Raw genomic sequence first — 20,379 nt, 5'->3', positions numbered from 1 at the left:
CATGGCTTCTCGAGTGCTTTCGACGTATCGCCTCCAGATGCGGGGTGACTGCTTCACCTTCGACGACGCCATCGCGGTGCTGGACTATCTCGACGACCTCGGCGTCTCTCACCTGTACCTGTCGCCGATCCTCACCGCCGCCGACGGTTCGACACACGGCTACGACGTCACCGACCCCACCACCGTCTCCCCCGCCCTCGGCGGCGCGGAGGGATTGGCGCGGCTCTCGGCCGCGGCCAGACAACGCGGCATGGGCCTGGTCGTGGACATCGTGCCGAACCACGTCGGCGTCGACGATCCGACCCAGAACCGCTGGTGGTGCGACGTGCTGGAGAAGGGCCGGAATTCGCCCTACGCCTCGTATTTCGACATCGACTGGGACCTCGATCCGCAAGGCCGGATCGTGCTGCCGGTGCTGGGTTCCGATGACGACGACGCCCCGCCGAACTATCCCGCCGACCAGACGCACTACCGCCCGATCGGGTGGCGCAACGGCATCTGCGGATATCGCCGGTTCTTCTCCATCACGTCGCTTGCGGGGCTGCGCCAGGAAGACCGCGCGGTGTTCGACGCCACCCACACCGAAGTCAAGCGCTGGTTCACCGACGGCCTCGTCGACGGCATCCGGATCGACCACCCCGACGGATTGTCAGATCCCGCAGGCTATCTCGTATGGTTGCGGGAACTGGTCGGGCCGCAGGCGTGGATCGTGATCGAGAAGATCCTGGCCGTCGACGAGCCACTGGAGACGACGCTGCCCGTGGCGGGAACGACCGGTTACGACGCGTTGCGCGAAATCGGTGGGCTGTTCCTCGATCCGGCGGGCGCCGAACCGCTCACCGCGCTGTTCAACTCGACCGGCGCCGACTACGACGAGATGCCGGTGTTGGCCCGCAGGCTGAAGGCCGAAGCGGTCACCGACACACTGGGAAGCGAATTGGCGCGGCTGCACCGCACGATCGTCTCCGCGACGGGCACCGACCACCCGGAAATCCCAAGGGCGGTCGCCGAACTGATCAGCCGGGTGCCGGTCTACCGCTGCGACTACCGGTCGCTGTCGCTGGTGCTGTCCGAGGCGCTGGCCGAAACAGTCACGACCGTCCCGGAATTGGCAGAACCGCTGACCATCGTGGCGTCGGCCGTGTCGGCCAGCACCGAGTCGGCGGTGCGACTGCAGCAGCTGTGTGGTGCGGCGACCGCGAAGTCGATGGAAGACTGCCTGTTCTACCGGGACGCCCGGTTGGTGTCGCTGAACGAGGTGGGCGGAGAGCCCAAGCGGTTCGGGGTCAGCGTCGCGGAGTTCCACGAGCGCGCCGCGACAAGGGCCCGGCTCTGGCCGCATGCCATGGTGGCGTTGACCACCCACGACACCAAACGCGGTGAAGACGTGCGGGCCCGTATCGGGCTGCTGTCGCAGGTGCCGTCGCTGTGGGCGGAGCTGGTCGGCAAGTGGGCGCTACAGACACCCCCGCCGGACGCGTCCACCGGGCTTTTCCTGTTGCAGAACATGTTCGGCGTGTGGCCGGTCGACGGTGTGGTGACCGACGAGCTGCGCGACCGGTTGCACGGTTACGCCGAGAAGGCCATCCGGGAAGCCGCGACGCACACGTCGTGGAACGATCCCGACATCGCGTTCGAAAAAGCCGTGCACGAGTGGCTGGACGCGGTGCTGGACGGTCCGATCGGGGCCGGCCTGACGTCGTTGGTCGGCCGACTCGACGAACACGCCCACAACGACAGCCTCGGCCAGAAGCTGGTGGCGCTGACCGCGCCGGGGGTGCCCGACGTGTATCAGGGCACCGAGTTGTGGGAGGACAGCCTCGTCGACCCGGACAACCGGCGGCCGGTGGATTACGCTGCGCGACAGCAGGCTTCGCAACATCCGAAGCTGACGGTGACGCGCGCCGCCCTGCGGCTGCGTCGCGACCGTCCGGACACGTTCGTCGACGGCGGCTACACGCCGCTGCTGCCCCAGGGCGCGGGCGCCGAACACCTCGTGGCCTTTCTTCGCGGTGACGACGTAGTGACCGCGGTGACCCGGCATTCTGTCCGGCTGGCCGAAACCGGCTGGGGCGATACCACATTGGTGCTACCCGACGGCGAATGGACCGACCGCATCAGCGGCAACCGGTGGTCAGGACGTGTCGCGGCACCCGACCTCTTCGCAGCGGCTCCGGTCGCGTTGTTGGAGCGAACCGATGACTGATTTCGCAGTGTGGGCGCCGCGGCCGCAGCAAGTACGCCTCGACGTCGACGGCACCCTGTATCCGATGAACCGGTCCGACGACGACTGGTGGCGAGCCTCGGTCGACACGGCGCCCGACGCGCGGTACGGCTTCGTCCTGGACGACGACCCGAAGGTGCTGCCCGATCCACGGTCGGCCCGCCAACCCGACGGTGTACACGAACGGTCGCAGCTGTGGCAGCCCGCCACCGATGCGTGGACCGACGACGACTGGGCGGGCCGCTCGATCGAGGGCCGGGTGATCTACGAGCTACACGTCGGCACCTTCACCCCGCAGGGCACCTTCGACTCGGCCATCGAGAAACTGGACTATCTGGTCGATCTGGGTGTGGACTTCGTCGAGCTGATGCCCGTCAACGCATTCGGCGGGACGTACGGGTGGGGCTACGACGGCGTGCTCTGGTACGCGGTGCACGAACCCTACGGCGGCCCCGACGGTCTGATCCGGTTCATCGACGCCTGTCACCGACGCGGCCTCGGCGTGCTGATCGACGCGGTGTTCAACCATCTCGGCCCGTCGGGAAACTACCTTCCGAAGTTCGGGCCGTACCTGTCGACGGGCAGCAACCCGTGGGGCGAATCGATCAACATCTCCGATGCCGACGCCGACGAGGTGCGCCGCTACATCATCGACTGCGCGCTGCGGTGGATGCGCGACTTCCACGCCGACGGATTGCGCCTGGACGCGGTGCACGCACTGGTCGACACCACGGCGATCCACATCCTCGAGGAACTGTCCGCCGAAACCGACGCGCTCGCCGAGGAACTCGGCAGGCCGTTGTCGTTGATCGCCGAAAGCGATCTCAACGATCCGCGGTTGATCACCACGCGCGACCGCGGCGGCTACGGCATGACGGCGCAATGGGACGACGACATCCACCACGCGATCCACGCGGCGGTCTCGGGCGAACAGCAGGGGTATTACGCCGATTTCGGATCGTTGCAGACGCTGGCGCAGACGTTGAAACACGGCTACTTCCATGCGGGCACCTACTCGTCGTTCCGGCACCGGCGCCACGGCCGCCCGCTGGACACCGGGAGCATCCCCGCCACCCGGCTGCTGGCATACACCATGACCCACGACCAGGTGGGCAACCGCGCGACCGGCGATCGGCCGTCGCAGAACCTCACCTTCGGACAGCTGGCCGTCAAGGCCGCGCTGGCAATCGGATCCCCCTACACCGCAATGCTTTTCATGGGCGAGGAATGGGGTTCGTCATCCCCGTTCCAGTTCTTCAGCTCGCATCCCGAACCCGAGCTGGCGAGGGCCACCGCGGAGGGCCGCAAGCGGGAGTTCGCCGAACACGGCTGGAACGCCGACGAGATCCCCGATCCGCAGGACCCCGCCACCTATGAGCGGTCCAAGCTCGACTGGTCCGAGATCGACGACGGCGAGCACGGTCGGCTGCGCAGGCTCTATCAACAGCTGATCGCGTTGCGGCACAACGAACCCGACATGGCCGATCCGTGGCTGGACGACATGACCGTCGACTACGACGAGGACGCCCGATGGATCGTGATGCACCGCGGTTCGTTGGCCATCGCATGCAATCTCGGCACCGAGCCCGTCGACGTCCCCGTCGCCGGTGAAGTGGCTTTGGCGTCGGGCGAGCCCGCGGTACAGGCAAAAGCCACCCGGTTGGGCGGACATTCGTTCGCGGTCCTGCGCCGCGCCGATCAGAGCAGGTAGCGGTACGCCGGCGAGCCCGGCTCCAGCGGCTCGACGTGGATGTCGGACGCCTTCATCCGCTCCAGCAGACCCTCGAAGTCGGCCGCCGAACCCAACTCGATGCCGACGAGCGCCTCACCGGTGTCGCGGTTGTTGCGCTTGACGTATTCGAACAGCGTGATGTCGTCGTTCGGCCCGAGCACGGTGTCCAGGAACCGGCGCAGCGCCCCTGGCTCCTGGGGGAAGTCCACCAGGAAGTAGTGCTTGAGACCGAGGTGCACCAGCGAGCGCTCGAGCACCTCGTTGTACCGCGACACGTCGTTGTTGCCACCCGAAATCAGGCACACCACAGTCGACTCCGGCTCGATGTTGGCCTCCATCAACGCGGCCACCGAGAGCGCACCCGCCGGTTCGGCGATGATGCCCTCGTTCTGGTACAGGTCGAGCATCGCGGTGCATACCGCGCCCTCGTCGACCGTGGTGATCGACACCATGTCCCCGGCCGCGGCTAACGCCGCGTAGGGCCGAGCCCCGGCCCTGTTCACCGCGGCACCGTCGACGAACTGGTCGACGTGCTCCAGCGTCACCGGCTCCCCCGCGGCCAACGCCGCGATCATCGCCGCCGCCCCCGCGGGTTCCACGCCGAGCACCGACGTGTTCGTCGTCCGCTCGGCCAGATAGGTGGTGATGCCCGAGATGCAGCCACCGCCGCCGACCGGCACGATCACCAGGTCCGGCTCCTCGTCGAGTTGGTCGAGGATCTCGGCGGCGATGGTGCCCTGACCCGCCATCGTGCGCAGGTCGTCGTACGGCGGCACCAATGTCGCGCCGGTCCTGGCGACGTCATCGAGCGCCGCCGCGGCGGCCTCGTCGTAGGTTTTGCCGACCGCGATCAGCTCGATGAATTCGCGGCCGTGGTAGCGGATGCGGTCACGCTTCTGCTTCGGCGTCTTGGCGGGCACGTACACCCGGCCGTGGATGCCCATCGAGCGGCACGCCATCGCGAAACCCTGGGCGTGGTTGCCCGCCGACGAACACACCACACCAGCGGCGATCTCCTCGTCGGACAACTGCATCAGCAGGTTGTGCGCACCGCGCAGCTTGTACGACCGGACCGCCTGCAGGTCCTCGCGCTTCAGGTAGACCGTCGCGCCGGTGGCCTCCGAAAGCCGCTCGCTGTACTGCAGCGGGCTGCGCAGCACCACGCCGGAAATTCGCTGAGCGGCCTCGTCGATGTCGGCCGCGGACAGCGGTGACGTCAAGGGGCTCTGGCTCAGTTCAGCGGACACCGATCAATGGTGCCACCAACCAGCGGTTATCCGGAAATCGGAGTGAGCACGAAGACCGGAATCTGCCGGTCGGTCTTCTTTTGGTACTCGGCGTAGTCCGGCCAGGCCTCGACGGCGCGCTCCCACCAGACGGCCTTCTCGTCGCCGACCACCTCGCGGGCCTCGTATTCCTTGGTGACCTCGCCGTCCTGCAGTTCGACGCGCGGGTGTGCCTTGATGTTGTAGTACCAGACCGGGTTCTTCGGAGCCCCACCCAGCGAAGCCACCACCGCGTACTGGCCGTCGTGCTCGACCCGCATCAGCGGCGTCTTGCGGATCTTGCCGGTCTTGGCGCCGACCGTGGTCAGCAGAATCAGGGGCTTGCCCTTCATGTCGACACCGTCGGTGGTGCCGGCTTGCATGATCTTGTCGGCGTGGTCGCGCACCCAGTCGGATGGGCTCGGTTCGTAGTCTCCGGAAAGTGGCATTCCGCCAGCTTAGACCCGCTAGCAAAGCAGGCCACCGACCCGTGTTTCGGTTGACCGAAAACTCAATTGCGAGATATCGTCAAAACATGACCGTGCGGGACGAAGTCAGCATCGCCGGCGTGCCATGGCCGGTGTACAAGCTGCTCGCGCTTGCCATCGCGTTCGTCGTCCTGGTGATCGTCGCCGTCGCGACCGGCAGCGCCGCGCCGTCGGTACTGGCCGCCGCGGCCGCAGGCACCATGGTCTGGTTGACGCTGGGCGCGTTCCAGCGCCGCTAGGCCTCCACCAGCCGCCGCAGCGTCTCCAGGTCCGCGGCCACCGCCGCGACGTCGGCGTCGAACTGCTCCTCCGTCATACCGTCGCGTCGGCGCACGGTGAACAGCACCTCGCAGCGGTCCTCGCCGACGCCGCCCGGAATCACCCGCATCGGGTTGTAGACCGCTTCGCCGGTCGGCAGTCGCACCACATGGTCGAGCACGCCGAACGCGTTGGCCGGCGTGAACTCGACGGTGACCTGTCCCATCGGCGAGTTGGCCATCCACCCGTCGGCGGTCTGCCGCAGGCCGCCCTCGGCCAACCCGGCCGCCCACCTCGGCCAGGTGTGCGGGTCGGCGGCGAATTCGTAGACGGTGCCTGGCCCGGCTTCGATCCATCTGCTGACGTGTCGCGACTCCATCTGTCCATCGTGGCGCACACACTGACCTGATGGACACCACACCGGAACCGTCGAAGGCCGTCGACGAGTTCGTGAAGCGCGCCGAACTCCTTGCCTCGCACACCGAGCGCCACATCCCGTCGTGGCTGCGGCCGGGCGATCCGGAAAGCCGGCTGCCGGTGCTGGCCGCGTTGATCGCCGCGATCACGCTGCAAATGGTGATCTCGAAGAGTTATGTGCTGGTTCCGCGCTGGCCGCTGGTCATCGCCGAGGTGCTCCTGCTGGCCGTCCTTGTGGTGCTCAACCCGCTGCGACTGACCCGTTCCACGCTGCTCGGCAAGTACGCGACGTGGGTGCTGTTGGGCGCCATCACGCTGGACAACACGCTGTCGGCCATCGTGTTGGACGCCCGCATCATCACCGGCGAAGTGAGCAATGACGCCGCCCTGCTGCTTGGCAGCGGCTCGGCAATATTCGTCACCAACATCATCGTGTTCGGTATCTGGTACTGGGAATTGGACCGCGGCGGGCCGTTCGCGCGGCGCGCGGGCACGCGTCCGTACCCCGATTTCATGTTCCCTCAGATGGATCCCGACACCGCGAAGCTGGCCAGGCCCGGGTGGCGCCCGATGTTCGTCGACTACCTCTACGTCAGCTTCACCAACGTGGTGGCGTTCTCGCCGACCGACACCATGCCGTTGTCGCGGTGGGCGAAGATGATGATGACGGTGCAGGCGATGGTCGCACTGACCACCGCCGGACTCGTAATCGCAAGGGCGGTGAACGTTTTGGGCTGATCGTTCAGCCGAGAAACAGGAGTACGTTCACGGTCATGGGAATCGCAACCGCTGCACTGACACCCGTCGAACAGACCGCATTTCTCACCGAATACGCCAGAGCGTTGGACAGCCGCTGGGCGCGACCGATCCTCGGCGACACGCTTGCCGACGACGTCGTCGGCAAGATCGACTACGACTTCGCCGGGTTGGGCGTGCAGACCAGTGTGATCTGCCAGACCGCGCTGCGCGCAAGAATGCTCGACGATCGAGTGCGCGCGTTCATCCGTCGGCATCCGGATGCCGTTGTCGTCGACCTGGGCGCCGGCCTCGACAGCGGCTTCTACCGGGTGCAGCCACCGGCCTCAGTGGATTGGTACAGCGTCGATCTGCCCGGCGTCATGGCGCTGCGCGACGAGGTGCTGCCCGCCGACCCGCATTCGCATTCGGTGCCGGTGTCGCTGACCGAAAAGCGTTGGCCGGAAACGATTCCGGCGGATCGCCCGACGATACTGATCGCCGACGGGTTGTTCGCCTTCCTTCCAGAAGCGGTCATCGTCGACGTGTTCCTGCGGATCACCGAGCACTTCCGCACCGGCGAGTTGGCATTCAACGACTACGGACGCATCGGCTGGTTCAGCAAGCTGGCCATCAGGGTCGCACCGCAGAAGATGTTCAAAGACGTCGGAAGCCAGTGGGGCTACGCAGGATTCAAGGACGCGCACCACCCCGAGACGTGGAACCCGCGGATGACGTTGGTCGAGGAGGCCAGTCTGACCCACCAACCGGAGATCGACCTGTTCCCGGGCTGGATCCGGGTGGCGACCAAACTGGCCGGCACGAGCAAGGCCGGCGCGCGTAAGGCCCGAATCCTGCGCTACGCGTTCTGATTTCACTTATGACCCGCGAGACTACGGATTCTGACGAATTCTGGGCCGAATCTCGTCAGAAACCGTAGTCTCGGGTCCGTATGCGTGCTAGCCGCCGAGGCAGCCGGGTCCCAACAGTGCCTTCAGGTCGCCCATCAACGCCGACGACGGTGTCACCCGCAGCGAGGCATCCAGTTCCAGCGTGGTGATCCGCTCACCGCTGATGAGTCGCAGATGCACCTGCGACGTGCCGGGATGCCGCGCCAGCACCTGTTTGAGCGCCGACACCTTGTCGACGGTGCACTGCCGCGTCGGCAGGCTGACCGCCAGCGGTCGGTCCACCTGCGCGCTGGAGAAGTCCGGCACCACGAGTTCGTGTGCGATCAACGCGATCCGGTCGTCGCGCGCGGCCACCTTCGCCTTGACCAGCACCACCGCGTCGTCGGTGATCTCGCCGCCGTACATCGAGTAGGTCTGCGGGAAGAACAACACCTCGATGCCGCCGGTGAGGTCTTCCAATTGCGCTGACGCCCAAGGCAAACCGTTCTTGTTGACCCTGCGGTTCACCGACGCGAGGATGCCGCCGACCACCACCTGGGCGTCGTTGGCGACGTCCCCGTCGAGGATGGCCGGGATCTGCGTGTCAACCTGCATGGCCAGCAGGTGCGCGACGCCGTTCAGCGGATGCCCCGACACGTAGAGACCCAGCATCTCGCGCTCGAGCGCCAGCTTGTGCTTGTCCTCCCACTCCTCGTCGGGCACCTTGATGGTGAACACCGCGTCGGTCGCGGTGTCCGCGCCGCCGAAGAGGTCGAACTGGCCCATCGCCTCGGCCTTCTTGGTGCCGAGCACCGAGTCGACCGCGTCGGTGTGAATCAGGAACAGCCCCTTGCGCGGATGCCCCAGCGAGTCGAACGCCCCCGCCTTGATCAGCGATTCGGTCACCTTCTTGTTGCAGGGGCCGATGTCGATCTTGTTGAGGTAGTCCGAGAAGTCGATGTACTTACCCTTCTCGGTGCGGGTAGCGACAAGGGAGGAAACGACGTTCGCGCCGACGTTGCGCACCGCCCCGAGGCCGTAGCGGATGTCCTCCCCGACCGAGGTGAAGTTCAGGCTCGACTCGTTGACGTCGGGCGGCAGCACTGTGATGCCCAACCGGCGGCAGTCGGCCAGGTACACCGCGGCCTTGTCCTTGTCGTCGCCGACCGACGTCAGCAGGCCCGCCATGTACTCGGCCGGGTAGTTCGCCTTCAGATACGCCGTCCAGTACGACACCAGTCCGTACCCGGCGGCATGCGATTTGTTGAACGCGTAGTCGGCGAACGGTAGCACCGTGTCCCACAGCGCCTTGATGGCCGCCGCCGAGAACCCGTTGGCCTTCATGCCCTCGGAGAAGCCCTCGTACTCCTTGTCGAGCACCTCGCGCTTCTTCTTGCCCATGGCTTTTCGCAGAATGTCTGCTCGAGCGAGCGAGTAGCTGGCCACCTTCTGCGCGATGCGCATGATCTGCTCTTGGTAGACGATCAGGCCGTACGTCTCCGCCAGGATCTCGCGCAGCGGCTCCTCGAGTTCGGGATGGATCGGCTTGATGGCCTGCTTGCCGTTCTTGCGGTCGGCGTAGTCGTTGTGCGCGTTCATGCCCATCGGGCCGGGTCGATACAGCGCGATGACGGCGACGACGTCCTCGAAACCGGTGGGCTGCATGCGGCGCAGCAGGTCACGCATCGGCCCGCCGTCGAGCTGGAACACGCCGAGCGTGTCACCGCGGCCGAGCAGTTGGTAGGTGGCGGGGTCGTCGAGCGGAACCGACTCCAGATCGAGCTCGATTCCCCTGTTGGCCTTGATGTTCTCCAGCGCGTCACCGATGATCGTCAGGTTGCGCAGGCCGAGGAAGTCCATCTTCAACAGGCCGATGGCCTCACACGACGGGTAGTCCCAGCCCGTGATGATCGCGCCGTCCTGCGGCCGTTTCCACAGCGGGATGGCCTCGGTCAGCGGCTCGCTGCTCATGATCACTGCGCAGGCGTGCACGCCGGCGTTGCGGATCAGACCCTCGAGACCGCGGGCGGTCTCGTAGATGGTGCGGACGTCGGGATCGGTGTCGATCAGCCCGCGGACCTCGGCGGCCTCCTTGTACCGCTCATGGTTGGCGTCGGTGATACCGGACAGCGGGATGTCCTTGGCCATGATGGGCGGCGGCAGCGCCTTGGTGATCCGGTCAGCGATCGCGAAGCCGGGCTGGCCGTAGTGAATGCGGGCCGAATCCTTCAGCGCCGCTTTGGTTTTGATGGTGCCGAAGGTGATGACCTGGGCGACCCGGTCGCTGCCCCACTTGTCGGCGGCGTAGCGCACCATCTCACCGCGACGGCGGTCGTCGAAGTCGATGTCGATATCGGGCATCGATGCGCGTTCGGGGTTCAGGAACCGCTCGAACAGCAGCCCGTGCTCGATGGGGTCGATGTCGGTGATCCGCAGTGCGTAGGCGACCAGTGACCCGGCGGCCGAACCGCGGCCGGGCCCGACCCGGATGTCGACCGACCTGGCGTAGCTCACCAGGTCGGCCACGATCAGGAAGTAGGACGGGTAGCCCTTGGCGCAGATGACCTCGATCTCATAGGCGGCGCGGTCGATGTACTCCTGCGGCACACCGTCGGGAAACCGACGCGCGAGGCCGGCGTCGACCTCGTGACGCAGCCACGACGCCTGATCGTGTCCTTCCGGCACCGGGAAGATCGGCATCCGGTCGCGCAGTTCCCACACGTCGGCGTAGGACTGCACCCGCTCGGCGATCAGCAGGGTGGAGTCACACGCGCCGGGGATGTCGTTGTCCCAGATCTGGCGCATCTCGGCGGCGGACTTGAGGTAGTAGCCGTCGCCGTCGAACTTGAACCGGGTGGGATCCGACAGCGTCTTGCCGGTCTGCACACACAGCAGCGCCTCGTGGTTGTGCGCGGCGTCGCGGGTGACGTAGTGGCAGTCGTTGGTGGCCAACGGGGGGATGCCGAGCTTGCGGCCGATCTCCAGCAGCCCCTCGCGGACCCGGCGCTCGATGTCGAGGCCGTGGTCCATCAGCTCGAGGAAATAGTTATCGGCACCGAAGATCTCGCGCCATTTCGCCGCCGACTCCAACGCTTCGCGGTCGTGGCCCAGCCGCAGCCGGGTCTGCACCTCGCCGGACGGGCAGCCGGTGGTGGCGATGATGCCCTCGGCGTGCTCGGCGATCAGTTCGGCGTCCATGCGCGCCCACTTGCCGAGCTGGCCTTCGAACGACGCCATCGACGACAGCCTGAAAAGGTTGCGCAGACCCGTGGCGTTCTCGGCCACCATGGTCATGTGGGTGTACGAGCCGCTGCCGGAGACGTCGTCACCCTTCTGGCTCGGATCGCCCCACAGGATGCGCTTGGTCTCGAAGCGCGAACCCGGCGCGATGTAGGCCTCGATGCCGATGATCGGCTTGATGCCCACTTCCGTGGCGGCGTTGTAGAACTCGCTGGCGCCGAACATGTTTCCGTGGTCGGTCATCCCGATCGCGGGCATCTGCAGCCGCTGCGCCTCGGCGAGCATCGGCTTGACCTTCGCCGCACCGTCCAACATCGAGTACTCGGTGTGATTGTGGAGGTGCACGAAGGAGTTCATAGGGACGCCAGTCTATGACCGAGCGCCGACAGATCCCGGCGTGTCGAGGTGCGTGTCTTTTGCGGCGGTTCGCTGTTCCGGGAACCGGCGGGCGCCGGGTTCCCGCGGCAGCCGCAGACCGTTCACCAAGTAGCTCACGGTCCGGTAGGTGCCTGCCAGCATGAGCAACTCCAGAATGGCCTCGTCACTGTGGCGCGCGGTCAATTCAGCCCAGAGGTCGTCGTCGATCGCGCACGTCTGCTGGAGGCTGTCACACAACCTGATGAGCACTCGGTCGTCGTCGGCCCAGCAGTCGTCGTCGGGTCCGCCGGTGACCAGCGAGAGGATCTGGGCCTCGGTGAGGTCGGCCTTCGCCGCGAACGCCGTGACGTGCACTCCCCACTCGTATTCGGCACCACACGACGCCGTCACCCGGTCGATGACGATCTCGCGCTGCCTGATGGTCAGATGCCCGCGGTCGAGCAGGCCGGCGTTGAAGAACTTGAAGAACAGCCGTCGATCACGGGCCATGACCAGGAAAAACTGCAGCGGTGGTGCGCCTTTCATGACCGCATCGATCGCGTCGTGCATGTCCGGGTCGAGCGGCGCGGGCGGCGGAGCGATCCTGGCGCTATCAAATTTGTAGCATGTCATGCTGGCACCCTACGCGGTCGTGCTACAAAATGTGAAGCATGACTTCACCGAAATTCGGTTCGCCGGTGCGGGGGTCGACGTCGGGCAGGCCGATCATGGCGGCACTGGACATGTTGGGCCGGCGTGGAGCCTTACGGGTGCTGTGGGAGCTTCGCGGCGAGCCGCTGACTTTCCGCGCCCTGCAGGACGCCTGCGACTCCAACCCCGGGTCCCTCAACACCCGGCTTCGCGAGCTTCGCGACCTCGGCATAGTCGACCATGACACCGGTGGTTACCGTCTGACCGCGCAAGGCCGGGCGTTGATGACTGCCCTTGAGCCACTACAGGATTGGGCCGACCGCTGGGCGGGTGCGGCGGTTCCCCGCGACGCGAGTTAGTCGACGCGTGAGCGTCCGCGCCGCAGCATCCGTTTCACCGCGGGCATTGGACGCAGTTCCCAGCCGACTTGGGTGAGAATCCCGGCCGCGATGAATGCCGCGACGAGGATTGCGAACCAGATGCCAACCATGCCCAGAACGGTATTGCGGCCGGCGCCGAAAGAAATCGGGTGTTTCCCTCGAAAAGAAGATCGCGCGAGTCGTCAGCCCGTCAGTGCGTCGACACCCGCCCCGGCGGACACCGGCGGCGCGACGGTGAGCGGACGACCGTTCCTGCGGCGATCCAGCAATCCGTGCGTCATCAGCCGATGAAGTTGCTTGGCAACGGCCGGCATATCGTTTTCATCGGCAATGAATCCGGCGTAGAACCCCATTCCGAGGAACAGCGCGAGCAGCATGTTCACCACGGCGCCGACGTCGGTGTCTGCGGCGATCTCACCACGGGCGACGGCCTGTTCGACGATCGTGGTGTAGAAGCCGTGGACCGCCGATAGCACCGGACTGCGCTGCTCGCGCAGGCTGGAGCTGCGCTGGGATTCCAACCTGGCGGTGATCGTGAACTGCAGCATCGACCGGTCCGCTAGTCCCGACCGGTGTGCTGTGATGACGAACTTCGACAGCTGATTCAACAGGGTGTCTTCGCGTTTCGCTCGCGCAATGCAGTCGGCGACAATCGAATACGACTCCGCGATCAAACACTCGAAGATCTCTTCGCGGGCGTGGAAGTAGTAGTGCATGGTCGGCCTGCTGAGTCCGGCGCGGGAGGCGATGGCCTGGAAATTGGCGCCTTCGAAGCCGCGTTCGTTGATCACATCGCGGGCCGCGCGAAGGATGCGCGCACGTGTCTCGGCCGAATCGGCACCTACGGGGCGGCCCCGCCCCCTGGCAGCAGGTAGCGGCTCCGCGTCAGACTCCACGAGCAAACGCTATGGCATAGCTATCGGCCGGTCAACCGGTGATCGTACGCAAACACCGCAAAAGGTACTCGGCCACCCCCGCGTCGGCGGTCAGTGCAATCGCTCTGCGGAAGGCGCCCGCGGCCTCCGCGGGGCGTGCCGCCTCGGCGAGCAGATGCGCCCGCGTCGTCCAGTACGGCTGGAACCGCGCCACGGCCGCGTCGTCGATGCCGTCCAGCGCACGCAGCCCTGCTGGCGCGCCGTCGATCTGGCCGTCGACGGCCGCCGCCGCGACGGCCGCGCCGAGCGACGGTGCCACCCGCAGCACGGCACGGTGCAGTTTCCGCAGCGCGGCCAGGTCGACGGTGCCGTGCACCGCCCTGGCGCAATGGGCCGACTGGATCGCCGCCTCGTACTGAAACCGGCCAGGGGCACCGTGTCGATGGGCGCGCTGCAGCAACGCCTCGCCGCGGGTGATCAACGCCGAATCCCACAGTCCGCTGTCCTGTTCGTCGAGAGGGACGAAGCAGCCGTCGGCGGTGCGCCTGGCCGGTCTGCGCGCCTCCGACAGGCACACCAGCGCCGCGAGGCCGAGCACCTCCGGATCGTCGGGCAGTGACTCGGCGAGCACCAGTGCCAGGTGCAGCGCCTCGGCTGCCAGGGATTCGACGGGTGCGCCCTGCGGCGCGGACTGCCAGTCGATCGCATAGGCGCCGTAGACCGCCTCCAACACGGCCGGTAGCCGCCGTGCCAGATCCTCGGGCTCCGGCAGCACGAACGGGATGCCCGCGTCGCGGATGCGTTTCTTGGCGCGCACCAGTCGCTGCGCCATCGTCGCAGGCGCAACGGCGAACGCGGTGGCGATGGCGGCGGCCTCGACGCCGAGCACACACTGCAGCATCAGCGGCGTCCGGATGTTCGGCGCGATCGCCGGATGCGCGCAGACCAGCATGAGCTCCAGCCTCCGGTCGCGGACGGCGGGCGTGTGATCATCGAAAGCCGTTGCAGCGTAGTCGCTTTCACCCAGCGATTCGGTCATCCGATGCCCCGCAGACTTCCACAGGTCCCGCAGTCGATTGCGCGCTACCGTCAGCACCCAGCCTTCCGGGTTGGCCGGGACGCCGTCGTCTGGCCAGCGGACCAGCGCGCGTTCCAGCGCGTCGGCCAGCGCGTCCTCGGCGGCGGCGATGTCGCGGGTCGGCGCCGCCAGGACGGCGAGCAGCTTGCCGTAGGAGTCCCGGGTGAGTGCCGCCACCCGGGCTCCTACGTCGGCAGGCTCACTCAGGGGTGTACCACCCGCGGTCCGCGGCGTAGGTCCGTCCCACCGGGCGGATCTCGATCCAGCCCCAACTGTTGGCGGGGTTGCGCTGCGCCCACTTCAGCGCCTCGTCCAGATTGTCGACCTCGATGACGAAGATGCCGCCGAGCTTCTCCTTGGTGTCGGCGAACGGCCCGTCCTGGATTTCGAGGGTGCCGCTGTTGGCGGTGACGGTGGTGGTGGCGACGACGGACTCGAACACGTCGGTGCTGACGAGCACGCCTGCGGCCGACAGGTCGTCGGCGTACCGCTGGAAGGCGGCCATGGCCGGCGCCATGTCCTCCTCCGTCAACCCGATCTCAGAGCCCTCCTGGTAGTGCATCAACAGGCCGTAGCGCATGACTGGTTTCCTCCTGACTCGATGGTGTCATCACAGGGATGACGATTCGAGTGCGCGCCGATCGACACGGGCCCGCCACAGCGCGTCGGCGCTGAAAACGGCCAGCGCCACCCAGATCAGCCCGAAGCCGAGCCAGCGCGCGGGCGGCATCGGCTCGTGGCCGACCACCACGCCCCAGGTCAACTGCATGGCCGGGGTCAGGTAGAACAGCAGCCCCAGCGTGACCAGCGGCAGCCGCTGTGCGGCGGCCGCGAACAGCAGCAGCGGCACCGCGGTCAGTACGCCGGACATCACCATCAGCGCGATGTGGCCCGCGCCGAGGCTGGTGAACGTCGCGTGGCCGGTGACCTCGATGACGACGAGGAAGGCCAGCGCAAAAGGCGTCGCGATAGCCGCCTCGATGCCGACGCTGACCCGCGGATCGACCGGGACCACCTTCTTCACCGCGCCGTAGGAGCTGAACGACAGCGCCAGCCCCAGCCCGATCAGCGGTGGCTGACCCACCTCCACCGTCAGCACCACCACTGCCACGACCGCGACCGCCAGGGCCGCGAACTGGGCTCGGTTGAGCCGCTCACGAAAGATCAGCAGGCCCAGCGCGACGGTGGCGAGCGGGTTGATGAAGTAGCCGAGGGCGGCGTCGACGACGTGACCGTTGTTGACGGCGTAGATGTAGATCAGCCAGTTGGCGGAGATCAGCGCCGACGCGAAGGTCAGCAACAGCCAGGTGCGCCCCGACATCGCGCGAATATCGGAGAGTCGGCGCACCGCCGCGACGACCACGACCATCAACGCGAAACACCACACGATGCGGTGGGCCAGGATTTCGAACGCGCCCGCGGGTTCCAGCAGCGGGAAGAACGCGGGAAACAGTCCCCACGACGCGTACGCGCCGACCCCGAACAACAACCCCGCTCTACGCTGCTCGCTCACAGTTCGTGGTTACGCAACACGTCCAGCGCGTGTTGCAGATCGTCAGGATAGGGGCTGGTGATCTCGACGCGACGACCGTCGGCGGGATGAGCGAACGCCAGCGACCGTGCATGCAGCCATTGCCGTTCCAGGCCAAGCTTTTTCGCCAAGGTCGGATCGGCGCCGTAGGTGAGGTCCCCGGCGCACGGGTGGTGCAGTGCGGCGAAGTGCACCCGGATCTGGTGCGTGCGTCCGGTCTCCAGTTCGATGTCGAGCAGACTGGCCGCCTGGTGCGCTTCCAGCGTGTCGTAATGCGTGACACTGTGCCTGCCGTGTTCGGTCACCGCGAACTTCCAGTCGTGGCCGCGGTGCCTGCCGATCGGGGCGTCGATGGTTCCGCTCGACGGATCCGGGTGCCCCTGAACCAGTGCGTGGTAACGCTTTTCGACGGTCCGCTGCTTGAACGCCCGCTTCAGCACTGTGTAGGCACGCTCGGACAGCGCCACCACCATGACGCCGGAGGTGCCGACGTCGAGGCGATGCACGATGCCCTGCCGCTCGTGGATGCCCGAGGTGCTGATGCGGAAGCCTGCGGCGGCAAGTCCGCCGAGCACCGTCGGGCCGTGCCACCCGACCGTCGCATGCGCGGCCACCCCCGGCGGCTTGTCGACGGCGACGATGTCGGCGTCGGAGTACAGGATCGCCATGCCCTCGATGTCGACGGGCGTGTTCTCCACCGGGGCAGGCGCTTCCGGCAGCCGCACCTCCAACCAGGCGCCCGCCGTCAACTTGTCCGACTTGCCCGCAGGCGCACCGTCCACCTCGACGCCGCCGTCTTCGGCCAGCGCCGCCGCAGCGGTCCGCGACAACCCGAGCAGCCGCGCCAACCCGGCGTCGACACGCATACCCGCCAGCCCCTCGGGGACCGGCATCGACCGCGTCGTCACTCGGACGAGTCGGCCTTGCGACGGCCGACCGTGTCGAAGTCAAAACCGAACAGCGACAACGCAACCAGCAGGATCGCCCCGCCGACCACCGACGGGTCCGCCACGTTGAACACCGGCCACCACCCGATCGACAGGAAGTCGACCACGTGCCCGCGCAGCGGACCCGGTGAGCGGAAGAACCTGTCGACCAGGTTGCCCATCGCGCCGCCGAGGATCATGCCGAGGCCGAGCGCCCACCACGGCGAGACCAGGCGCCTGCCCATCCAGATGATGCCGATCACCACGCCGGTGGCGATCAGGGTCAGCACCCAGGTGTAGCCGGTCGCCATCGAGAACGCGGCACCGGAGTTGCGCACCAACGTCCAGGTGATGGTGTCGCCGACGATGGACACCGGCTGGCCGGGGGTCAACAACCGGACCGCGAGCACCTTGGTGACGATGTCCAGGATGAGCACCACCGCGGCGACGCCTAGCAGCAGGCGCAGCCTCTTCGGTGCAGGCTCGGACGGGGCCGCCTCGTCAGTCACGGGTTCGGCCGTCCCCGGGGATTCATCGGTCACTCCCCCATCATCGCAGGAGAGTCGTTTTGCGATGATTTCCCCCATGGGTCGCCTGGTCGTCGTCACCACCGGAGGCACCATCGCCACCAGCAGCGACGAACACGGGATCAAGCGGCCGACCCGCAGCGGCTCCGATCTGACCGCAGGCCTCGACGTCGACGTGGTCGATGTGATGTCGGTCGACAGCTCGCAGCTGACACCGGCGCATTGGGCTCGAATTCGCGATGCGGTGCTGACTGCCTGCAAGGACGCGGGCGCCGACGGCGTCGTGATCACGCACGGCACCGACACCATGGAGGAAACGGCGCTCTGGCTGGAACTGACCTACGACGGCGCGATGCCCGTGGTGATGACCGGTGCGCTGCACAGCGCCGACGCGCCGGACGCCGACGGGCCTGCGAACCTGCGCAACGCGCTGGCGCTGGCAGGCAGCCCGGATGCCCGCGGCCTCGGCGTGCTGGTGAGCCTGGCGGGCACGGTGTGGCAGCCGCTGGGCCTGCAGAAGACCGCGACTGGCGACCTGCGCGGGTTCACCGGCCACGTGGTCGGCACCGTCGTCGACGGTCGGTATCTGCCGCAGCGTGACAAAGCCCGGCCGTACCTGGGGCCGCTGTCGGCGGCGCAGGCGCCTCGGGTCGACACCGTCGCGGTGTACGCCGGGTCGGACGCCGTCGCGATGGATGCGTGCGTGGCCGCAGGCGCCCGCGGCATCGTGCTGCAGACCGTCGGTTCGGGCAATGCGGGCGCGGCCGTGATCGACGGGGCGCGGCGGCACTGCCGCGACGGTGTCACGGTGGCGCTGTCGACCCGGGTGCCCGGCGGGCACGTCAGCGCCGGCTACGGACCCGGCCGCGAACTGGTGGACGCCGGGGCGGTCGTGGTGCCGCGACTACACGCCGCGCAGGCGAGGGTGTTGGTGATGGCCGCGCTGGCGGCGGGCTCGCCCGTCGGCGACGTCGTCGCCCGCTGGGGCTGATAGAACAAGACGATGGAGTCGAGGTGGACCGCGGCCGCGATCGCCGGTCTGGCGCTGGCCGCCGCACCGCCTGCGGGCGCCGATCCGCCTGCCGACGACATTCGCGCCTACCCGATCGCGCAGGGCCACTACACCACGCCTGACGACTTCTACTACGTATTCTTCAGGACACCCGACGGCCGCTCATGCGGCATCGGGCCGAACGGCGGGCCGGTGGGCTGCGACGCCGTGCCCACTGATGCGCCGCCTGGCACCAACCAGACCGTCGTCAACAGCTGGGCGCCCGCGGAATACCGCCACTCGGACACCGGGTCGTTCACCCGTGACGTCGACGTCCTGCCTGCGGGACAACGGCTGGAGAACTGGGGCGCGAGTTGCGCCGTCGTTGACGACGGCGCGGTGCGCTGCGAGACGTACAACAGCCACGGCTTCCTGCTGGCCCCTTCTCACGGCGAACTCTGGTAGCGGCTCAGCTCCTCGATGTAGTCCGGCCAGTCGAGGCTGTCGACGGGGTTGGCCCGCGCGATCCGTGGCTCGTCGTCGGGAAGCGTGCGCGCGGGTCCTGGGCCCGTGCCGCGCGTTTCGAACCGCACGGTCATCACGCCGTGTCCCGCCCCTTGAATCCAGCCGTGGCCGTAGTCGGTGTGCACCACGTCGTCGCCGATCCGCCATGCGGGCGGGGTGGCCGCCAGTTCGGTGACGGTCGGCGGCAGGCTGGTGCTGTTCGACACGTCCTCGGCCGCCAATTCCAGGTCAGGGAACAGCGATTCCTGGCGGACGTCGGACAACCCCGAAAACCCAACGCCGACAAGACGAATCGGGCCGATCTCGAGGGGGTCGAGCAGCAGCCGCCGGGCCATCGCGGTCAGCGTCGACGCATCGGTGGTGGCGTACGGAAGCGTCGCGGACCGCGTCAGGATGCTCATATCGGATTTCTTCAGCTTGACCGTGACGGTGCGGGCGCCGCGACCGTCCTTCTCCAACCGGGCGTGGGCGTGTTCGCCGATGGGCCCCAACGCCTCCCGCAGCTGATCGAGCGTGGTCAGGTCTTCGGGAAAGGTGGATTCCGCACTGATCTGTTTGGCGGGGGCGTTCTCGGCGACGGGCCGGTCGTCGATGCCCTGCGCGAGCCGGTGCAGCGCGGAACCGACGGCCGTGCCGAGGATGTTCGCGGCCTCGGCGTCGGACAGCGCGGCGAGTTGGCCGATGGTCTCGATGCCGAGCCGATGCAGTTTCTCCTCGGCCACCGGCCCGATACCCCACAGCCGGCGCACCGGAAGGCCGTGCAGCAGAAGGGTTTCCTCGTCGCGGCGTACCACCCGGATGCCGTCGGGCTTGGCCAGGTCGGACGCGATCTTGGCGATCTGTTTGCCTGAGCCGGCGCCGACGGACGCGATCAGCCCGGTCTCGTCGCGGATTCTGGTCTTCAGGTGTCGGCAGAACGCCTCGACGTCGGCGGCGGTCGCACCCGTAAGTTCCGGGGGTTCGCCGAACGCCTCGTCGAACGACAACTGCTCGAGGACCGGCACCAGGGTTCGGACCGTCTCGAACACGCGGCGGCTGGCCACGCCGTAGACCACGCCGCGCGGCGGCAGCACGACGGCGGTGGCGCCGACCAGGCGGCGGGCCTGGTGCATCGGCATGGCCGAGCGCGCGCCGTACACCCGCGACTCGTAGCTGGCGCCCGCCACCACACCGCGCCCGCCGAGACCGCCGACGAGCACCGGCCTGCCCCGCAGCGTGGGCCGGGTCAACTGCTCGACGGATGCGAAGAACGCATCCATGTCGAAGTGCAGCACCCAGCGATCCACAAC

21 protein-coding genes are annotated in these 20,379 nt (G+C 67.4%); 8 read left to right on the top strand and 13 right to left on the bottom strand.

Annotation, left to right across the window (positions count from 1 at the left end):
• The first annotated feature begins 1 nt into the window (after window position 1).
• Both treY and treZ read left to right on the top strand, forming a co-directional pair.
• Window positions 2–2,206: a malto-oligosyltrehalose synthase gene (gene treY, locus C1A30_RS20285; RefSeq protein WP_101949912.1), complete on the top strand. Its 2,205-nt coding sequence runs from the start codon at window positions 2–4 to the stop codon at window positions 2,204–2,206.
• Entirely contained in the window at window positions 2,199–3,935 is a 1,737-nt protein-coding gene (treZ, locus tag C1A30_RS20280) for a malto-oligosyltrehalose trehalohydrolase (RefSeq protein WP_101949911.1), read from the top strand. The genes treY and treZ overlap by 8 nt, the downstream gene beginning before the upstream one ends.
• Here treZ and ilvA read toward each other — a convergent pair.
• Together ilvA and C1A30_RS20270 are read right to left on the bottom strand one after the other, a co-directional pair.
• Complete coding sequence (ilvA, locus tag C1A30_RS20275; RefSeq protein ID WP_101949910.1) at window positions 3,923–5,203, bottom strand: threonine ammonia-lyase IlvA; 1,281 nt, start codon at window positions 5,201–5,203, stop codon at window positions 3,923–3,925. The genes treZ and ilvA overlap by 13 nt on opposite strands.
• A gap of 26 nt (window positions 5,204–5,229) precedes the next feature.
• Window positions 5,230–5,670 carry a nitroreductase family deazaflavin-dependent oxidoreductase gene (locus C1A30_RS20270; protein ID WP_101949909.1) on the bottom strand — a complete coding sequence of 147 codons (441 nt, stop codon included), beginning with the start codon at window positions 5,668–5,670 and terminating at the stop codon, window positions 5,230–5,232.
• Between the two features lie 86 nt (window positions 5,671–5,756).
• Between C1A30_RS20270 and C1A30_RS20265 the strand changes: the two genes are divergently transcribed.
• A complete protein-coding gene (locus tag C1A30_RS20265; protein ID WP_101949908.1) occupies window positions 5,757–5,948 on the top strand; it encodes a hypothetical protein in 192 nt (63 codons plus the stop codon).
• On the opposite strand, the gene C1A30_RS20260 is transcribed toward C1A30_RS20265, so the two are convergent.
• Window positions 5,945–6,346, bottom strand: coding sequence for a polyketide cyclase (locus tag C1A30_RS20260; protein ID WP_101950343.1), 402 nt, complete (start codon window positions 6,344–6,346; stop codon window positions 5,945–5,947). The genes C1A30_RS20265 and C1A30_RS20260 overlap by 4 nt on opposite strands.
• Window positions 6,347–6,375: 29 nt before the next feature.
• On the opposite strand from C1A30_RS20260, the gene C1A30_RS20255 reads away from it, so the two are divergent.
• Together C1A30_RS20255 and C1A30_RS20250 are read left to right on the top strand one after the other, a co-directional pair.
• On the top strand, window positions 6,376–7,122 hold the full coding sequence (locus C1A30_RS20255; RefSeq protein ID WP_101949907.1) for a hypothetical protein: 747 nt from the start codon (window positions 6,376–6,378) through the stop codon (window positions 7,120–7,122).
• A gap of 35 nt (window positions 7,123–7,157) precedes the next feature.
• Window positions 7,158–7,991 carry a class I SAM-dependent methyltransferase gene (locus C1A30_RS20250; RefSeq protein ID WP_101949906.1) on the top strand — a complete coding sequence of 278 codons (834 nt, stop codon included), beginning with the start codon at window positions 7,158–7,160 and terminating at the stop codon, window positions 7,989–7,991.
• Window positions 7,992–8,078: 87 nt separating this feature from the next.
• Here the strand turns inward: C1A30_RS20250 and dnaE are convergent, their stop codons facing one another.
• Window positions 8,079–11,606 carry a DNA polymerase III subunit alpha gene (dnaE, locus tag C1A30_RS20245; RefSeq protein ID WP_101949905.1) on the bottom strand — a complete coding sequence of 1,176 codons (3,528 nt, stop codon included), beginning with the start codon at window positions 11,604–11,606 and terminating at the stop codon, window positions 8,079–8,081.
• 12 nt (window positions 11,607–11,618) lie between these two features.
• Window positions 11,619–12,239 (bottom strand): carboxymuconolactone decarboxylase family protein, encoded by a 621-nt coding sequence (locus tag C1A30_RS20240; RefSeq protein WP_142392635.1) that lies wholly within the window; start codon window positions 12,237–12,239, stop codon window positions 11,619–11,621.
• Window positions 12,240–12,277: 38 nt separating this feature from the next.
• Between C1A30_RS20240 and C1A30_RS20235 the strand changes: the two genes are divergently transcribed.
• Complete coding sequence (locus C1A30_RS20235; RefSeq protein ID WP_101949904.1) at window positions 12,278–12,616, top strand: helix-turn-helix domain-containing protein; 339 nt, start codon at window positions 12,278–12,280, stop codon at window positions 12,614–12,616.
• On the opposite strand, the gene C1A30_RS36355 is transcribed toward C1A30_RS20235, so the two are convergent.
• The 7 genes from C1A30_RS36355 to lspA all read right to left on the bottom strand — a co-directional run bounded on the left by C1A30_RS36355 (window position 12,613) and on the right by lspA (window position 17,589).
• Window positions 12,613–12,747 (bottom strand): hypothetical protein, encoded by a 135-nt coding sequence (locus tag C1A30_RS36355; RefSeq protein WP_255413236.1) that lies wholly within the window; start codon window positions 12,745–12,747, stop codon window positions 12,613–12,615. The genes C1A30_RS20235 and C1A30_RS36355 overlap by 4 nt on opposite strands.
• A gap of 72 nt (window positions 12,748–12,819) precedes the next feature.
• The gene (locus tag C1A30_RS20230; RefSeq protein WP_101949903.1) at window positions 12,820–13,533 is read right to left on the bottom strand and encodes a TetR/AcrR family transcriptional regulator; all 714 of its coding nucleotides are present in this window, start codon (window positions 13,531–13,533) and stop codon (window positions 12,820–12,822) included.
• 31 nt (window positions 13,534–13,564) lie between these two features.
• Complete coding sequence (locus tag C1A30_RS20225) at window positions 13,565–14,767, bottom strand: RNA polymerase sigma factor (RefSeq protein ID WP_235010009.1); 1,203 nt, start codon at window positions 14,765–14,767, stop codon at window positions 13,565–13,567.
• 22 nt (window positions 14,768–14,789) lie between these two features.
• Window positions 14,790–15,170: a YciI family protein gene (locus tag C1A30_RS20220; protein ID WP_101949902.1), complete on the bottom strand. Its 381-nt coding sequence runs from the start codon at window positions 15,168–15,170 to the stop codon at window positions 14,790–14,792.
• Between the two features lie 30 nt (window positions 15,171–15,200).
• Window positions 15,201–16,103, bottom strand: a complete 903-nt coding sequence (gene rarD, locus C1A30_RS20215) for an EamA family transporter RarD (protein WP_101949901.1) — start codon at window positions 16,101–16,103, stop codon at window positions 15,201–15,203.
• On the bottom strand, window positions 16,100–17,029 hold the full coding sequence (locus C1A30_RS20210) for an RluA family pseudouridine synthase (protein ID WP_101949900.1): 930 nt from the start codon (window positions 17,027–17,029) through the stop codon (window positions 16,100–16,102). The genes rarD and C1A30_RS20210 overlap by 4 nt, the downstream gene beginning before the upstream one ends.
• Window positions 17,026–17,589, bottom strand: coding sequence for a signal peptidase II (gene lspA, locus C1A30_RS20205; RefSeq protein WP_101949899.1), 564 nt, complete (start codon window positions 17,587–17,589; stop codon window positions 17,026–17,028). Before lspA ends, C1A30_RS20210 begins: the two co-directional genes overlap by 4 nt.
• A gap of 43 nt (window positions 17,590–17,632) precedes the next feature.
• Between lspA and C1A30_RS20200 the strand changes: the two genes are divergently transcribed.
• Window positions 17,633–18,565 (top strand): asparaginase, encoded by a 933-nt coding sequence (locus C1A30_RS20200; protein ID WP_101949898.1) that lies wholly within the window; start codon window positions 17,633–17,635, stop codon window positions 18,563–18,565.
• A 12-nt stretch (window positions 18,566–18,577) separates the two neighbouring features.
• Entirely contained in the window at window positions 18,578–19,030 is a 453-nt protein-coding gene (locus tag C1A30_RS20195; RefSeq protein WP_101949897.1) for a hypothetical protein, read from the top strand.
• Here C1A30_RS20195 and C1A30_RS20190 read toward each other — a convergent pair.
• Entirely contained in the window at window positions 19,012–20,364 is a 1,353-nt protein-coding gene (locus C1A30_RS20190) for a DNA polymerase IV (RefSeq protein WP_200828381.1), read from the bottom strand. The two genes, C1A30_RS20195 and C1A30_RS20190, sit on opposite strands and share 19 nt — an antisense overlap.
• Between the last annotated feature and the right edge of the window lie 15 nt (window positions 20,365–20,379).

This window comes from Mycobacterium sp. 3519A (assembly GCF_900240945.1).
Lineage (GTDB): Bacteria > Actinomycetota > Actinomycetes > Mycobacteriales > Mycobacteriaceae > Mycobacterium.
Note: the sequence above shows the minus strand (reverse complement) of the source record. Positions and strands in the feature narration are given on the sequence as shown.

What these genes read in the sequence shown, in the direction of transcription:
- C1A30_RS36355 (WP_255413236.1), bottom strand. Translation starts at nt 12,747, where the DNA reads ATGGTTGGCATCTGGTTCGCAATCCTCGTCGCGGCATTCATCGCGGCC.
- C1A30_RS20265 (WP_101949908.1), top strand. Translation starts at nt 5,757, where the DNA reads ATGACCGTGCGGGACGAAGTCAGCATCGCCGGCGTGCCATGGCCGGTG.
- dnaE (WP_101949905.1), bottom strand. Translation starts at nt 11,606, where the DNA reads ATGAACTCCTTCGTGCACCTCCACAATCACACCGAGTACTCGATGTTG.
- C1A30_RS20260 (WP_101950343.1), bottom strand. Translation starts at nt 6,346, where the DNA reads ATGGAGTCGCGACACGTCAGCAGATGGATCGAAGCCGGGCCAGGCACC.
- C1A30_RS20195 (WP_101949897.1), top strand. Translation starts at nt 18,578, where the DNA reads ATGGAGTCGAGGTGGACCGCGGCCGCGATCGCCGGTCTGGCGCTGGCC.
- C1A30_RS20240 (WP_142392635.1), bottom strand. Translation starts at nt 12,239, where the DNA reads ATGACATGCTACAAATTTGATAGCGCCAGGATCGCTCCGCCGCCCGCG.
- C1A30_RS20255 (WP_101949907.1), top strand. Translation starts at nt 6,376, where the DNA reads ATGGACACCACACCGGAACCGTCGAAGGCCGTCGACGAGTTCGTGAAG.
- treZ (WP_101949911.1), top strand. Translation starts at nt 2,199, where the DNA reads ATGACTGATTTCGCAGTGTGGGCGCCGCGGCCGCAGCAAGTACGCCTC.
- C1A30_RS20200 (WP_101949898.1), top strand. Translation starts at nt 17,633, where the DNA reads ATGGGTCGCCTGGTCGTCGTCACCACCGGAGGCACCATCGCCACCAGC.
- C1A30_RS20250 (WP_101949906.1), top strand. Translation starts at nt 7,158, where the DNA reads ATGGGAATCGCAACCGCTGCACTGACACCCGTCGAACAGACCGCATTT.
- C1A30_RS20270 (WP_101949909.1), bottom strand. Translation starts at nt 5,670, where the DNA reads ATGCCACTTTCCGGAGACTACGAACCGAGCCCATCCGACTGGGTGCGC.
- treY (WP_101949912.1), top strand. Translation starts at nt 2, where the DNA reads ATGGCTTCTCGAGTGCTTTCGACGTATCGCCTCCAGATGCGGGGTGAC.
- C1A30_RS20235 (WP_101949904.1), top strand. Translation starts at nt 12,278, where the DNA reads ATGACTTCACCGAAATTCGGTTCGCCGGTGCGGGGGTCGACGTCGGGC.
- C1A30_RS20220 (WP_101949902.1), bottom strand. Translation starts at nt 15,170, where the DNA reads ATGCGCTACGGCCTGTTGATGCACTACCAGGAGGGCTCTGAGATCGGG.